The sequence below is a fragment of the Mesorhizobium sp. M7A.F.Ca.CA.002.09.1.1 genome, from assembly GCF_003998555.1.
Classification (GTDB): Bacteria; Pseudomonadota; Alphaproteobacteria; order Rhizobiales; family Rhizobiaceae; genus Mesorhizobium; species Mesorhizobium ciceri.
The window spans coordinates 1-2,688 of record NZ_RZRR01000777.1 but is presented as its reverse complement, the minus strand read 5'-3'; the positions used below and the strand labels follow the sequence as shown (position 1 = coordinate 2,688).

Here is a 2,688-nt window from a genome sequence, read left to right as displayed (position 1 = left end):
CTTCCGGCTCGGTCTCGCGGCCCCGGAACAGCACCTCGGCGAATTCCTCCAGCGTGAACATCCAGAACGGAAGATCCAAGGTTTTGGAATCGACCCTGACGCAGTATTCGGGCAGCGATGCCGCGAACTCGTTGTGCGGGTCGAGGATCAGGATGCGCAGATCCGGCCGTGCCGCGATCGACTTGCGCAGCAGCAGCGAAACGGCGGTGGATTTGCCGACGCCGGTCGTGCCGACAATGGCGAAGTGACGCGCCAGCGTATCGTCGATAGCGATGTTGGCGGCGATCGTCTCGTCCTGCGCGAGCGTGCCGATCGTGATCGAATGACGCCCGGCAAGGTCATAGACCGCCTGCAGGTCGCGGGTGCGGATGCGATGCGCAACGGCGCCGATATGCGGATAGGTGGTGATGCCGCGGTCGAAGACCGGTCTGGCGCCGGGCTCCGCACCGTCACGGACTTCGCCGATCAACTCGATGCTGACCTCGATGGCGTTCTGGCCCTCATTGCTCCAGGCGCGGTCCGACTTGCCGATCGCGTAGACAAGGCCGACGGTTCGCGTCGATCCGAGATTGATGGAAATCATCTTGCCGACTGTCCACAGGCCGGTCACCGCGCCGTCGGCATCGTCCGCATAGGCGCTGATGGTGGCGCGAGCGCCGTCGCATTGCACGACATTGCCGAGGATGCGCTTGTCGTTCTGCTCGGTCTGGCGGCGCTCCTGCGAGGTCGGTTCCCCCACGGAGGCTTCGCGTTCGACATACATGGACAGGCCAATCCCCATTTCCCTGGAGAGTCGATCCTACCCGAATGGGGTTAAGGCCCGATGAGGTCGGATGGTGTAGAGAGCATTAAGGGGCCTGTGAAAATTGTCGCAAGGCGGCTCTTCTCCGGCGTCAATATTTCACTATAATAGACATATGGATGATATAGCGAACGAAATTTCCTCGACGATAGGCCGCAGGATACACGCCGAAAGGGTCATGCGTGACTGGTCCCTGGCCGAACTGGCGGAGCATTCCGGCGTCTCGAAGGCGATGCTCAGCACGATCGAGCGAGGCAAGACCAGCCCGACGGCGGCGCTTCTGGTGCGCATCGCGTCGGCCTTCGGCATGACGCTGTCGACCTTGATCGCGCGCGCCGAGCTGCAGGGCGGCGGGCTGCTGCGCGAGGCCGACCAGCCGGTATGGCGCGATCCCGATACCGGCTATGTCAGGCGGCATCTTTCGCCGGCTGGCGATATGCCGCTGGAACTGATCAAGGTGCATCTGCCGGCGGGCGCCAGGGTCAGTTTTCCGGCTGCTTCATACGCCTTCATCAAGCAGCAGATATGGCTGATTTCCGGGCGGCTCGAATTCATCGAAGGCGATATGGCGCACAAGCTCGAGCCCGGCGACTGCCTGGCGCTTGGGGCGCCGTCGGACTGCACCTTCCATGCCCTGGAGCCCGGCGCCGACTATCTGGTCGCCCTGGTCAGAGGCTGACACAATGGCAAAGAGACCAAAGCGCTCCCACAATGGGGGGCCGCCTCTCGATGAGTACAAGGGCCCGCCATGGGGCACGGGCGATCCCTATATCTTCCTGGCCTGGCAGGCAGCGCACGCCAAGGCGTGGAAGGCGCCGAGCCACGAGGTCATGCTGTTGCGCATGGACAGAGCCGAGCGGCTTGGCCTGACCTACGAGGAGTACACGCTCGAGATTCTCGAGCGCGGGCGGCACCTCGGGCACGAAGATGCCGACCGCATCAGCGCCATCAAGGCGGCGCGAAAGCGTCGCCGCGCGCGCCATCTGGAGTGACGGCAATGCGCCCGCTTCTATCGCAATCACAGGATATCCCGCACATGAACTCGATCGAGATCGCAACCCTGACCCCGGCTGCCGAGACGCAGGACGGGCTGGCCGAATTGCTGGTCGCAACGGTGGCGGCAGGCGGTTCGGTCAGCTTCATGCATCCGTTGGCGCCGCAGGCGGCGAGGGGTTTCTGGGAGAAATCGCTGGCCGCGGCGGCAAGGGGCGAAAGAGCGATGCTTGGCGCCTGGGACGGCAAAAACCTGGTCGGCACCGTGACCTTGCTGCCCGACTGTCCGCCCAACCAGCCGCACCGGGCCGAGATCGCCAAGCTGATGACACGCACAGACTACCGGGGCAGGGGCGTGGGAACGCGCCTGATGCGGGCCGCCGAGAGCCTTGCGGTGGAGAAGGGCCGCACGCTGCTGGTTCTGGACACGGCAACCGAGGAGGGCGCCTCAGGCCTCTATGAGCGGTTGGGCTTCACGCTGGCCGGTGAGATACCGGACTATGCCCTGAAGCCGCATGGCGGGCTGACCGGCACGCTGATCTACTGGAAGCGGATCGGGCAAATCTCGTAACCAATCATGCCGGCGCGGAGAGGCGCGACAGCAACCACTGGCGGAAATCCTGCTCGGCGCCGGTTAGGCGCGCTGTCGACGCCTTGGTCAGAAAATGGCCCGATGTGCTGGAGAGTTCGAAGTCGGAAAGCCTGACCAGCGTCTTGCTGTCGAGCGCCGCATCGACCAGCGGCCGCGAGCCCAAAAGCACGCCGGCGCCGGCCTTGGCCGCTTCCATGGCGGCAACGAAGCTGTCGAAGCGGTGCGATCGCCTGGGATGGCCGGCCAGCCTGGCGGCAGCGAACCATTCCGCCCACATCTCGCGCGCGCCGGCAACCAGAAG

General features: G+C 64.7%; 5 protein-coding genes. 3 read left to right on the top strand and 2 right to left on the bottom strand.

The genetic code is table 11. The annotated features are described in order from the left end of the window. On the bottom strand, positions 1–763 hold a 763-nt coding region (locus EN994_RS26085), incomplete at its 3' end, for a DUF87 domain-containing protein (RefSeq protein WP_127307925.1). A 154-nt stretch (positions 764–917) separates the two neighbouring features. Between EN994_RS26085 and EN994_RS26080 the strand changes: the two genes are divergently transcribed. From EN994_RS26080 to EN994_RS26070, 3 genes are read left to right on the top strand one after another with little or no spacing between them, the layout of a single operon-like run. Beyond that, positions 918–1,481 (top strand): XRE family transcriptional regulator, encoded by a 564-nt coding sequence (locus tag EN994_RS26080; protein WP_027160588.1) that lies wholly within the window; start codon positions 918–920, stop codon positions 1,479–1,481. Positions 1,482–1,485: 4 nt separating this feature from the next. Next, the gene (locus EN994_RS26075) at positions 1,486–1,794 is read left to right on the top strand and encodes a hypothetical protein (protein ID WP_013531040.1); all 309 of its coding nucleotides are present in this window, start codon (positions 1,486–1,488) and stop codon (positions 1,792–1,794) included. Positions 1,795–1,838: 44 nt separating this feature from the next. Continuing rightward, positions 1,839–2,366 carry a GNAT family N-acetyltransferase gene (locus EN994_RS26070; RefSeq protein WP_063170265.1) on the top strand — a complete coding sequence of 176 codons (528 nt, stop codon included), beginning with the start codon at positions 1,839–1,841 and terminating at the stop codon, positions 2,364–2,366. A 4-nt stretch (positions 2,367–2,370) separates the two neighbouring features. On the opposite strand, the gene EN994_RS26065 is transcribed toward EN994_RS26070, so the two are convergent. Continuing rightward, the coding region (locus EN994_RS26065) for a LysR substrate-binding domain-containing protein (protein WP_245466089.1) at positions 2,371–2,688 on the bottom strand (318 nt) is incomplete at its 5' end.

Excerpts from the sequence above, each read along its gene's own strand:
- EN994_RS26080 (WP_027160588.1), top strand. The coding sequence starts at position 918 with ATGGATGATATAGCGAACGAAATTTCCTCGACGATAGGCCGCAGGATA.
- EN994_RS26075 (WP_013531040.1), top strand. The coding sequence starts at position 1,486 with ATGGCAAAGAGACCAAAGCGCTCCCACAATGGGGGGCCGCCTCTCGAT.
- EN994_RS26070 (WP_063170265.1), top strand. The coding sequence starts at position 1,839 with ATGAACTCGATCGAGATCGCAACCCTGACCCCGGCTGCCGAGACGCAG.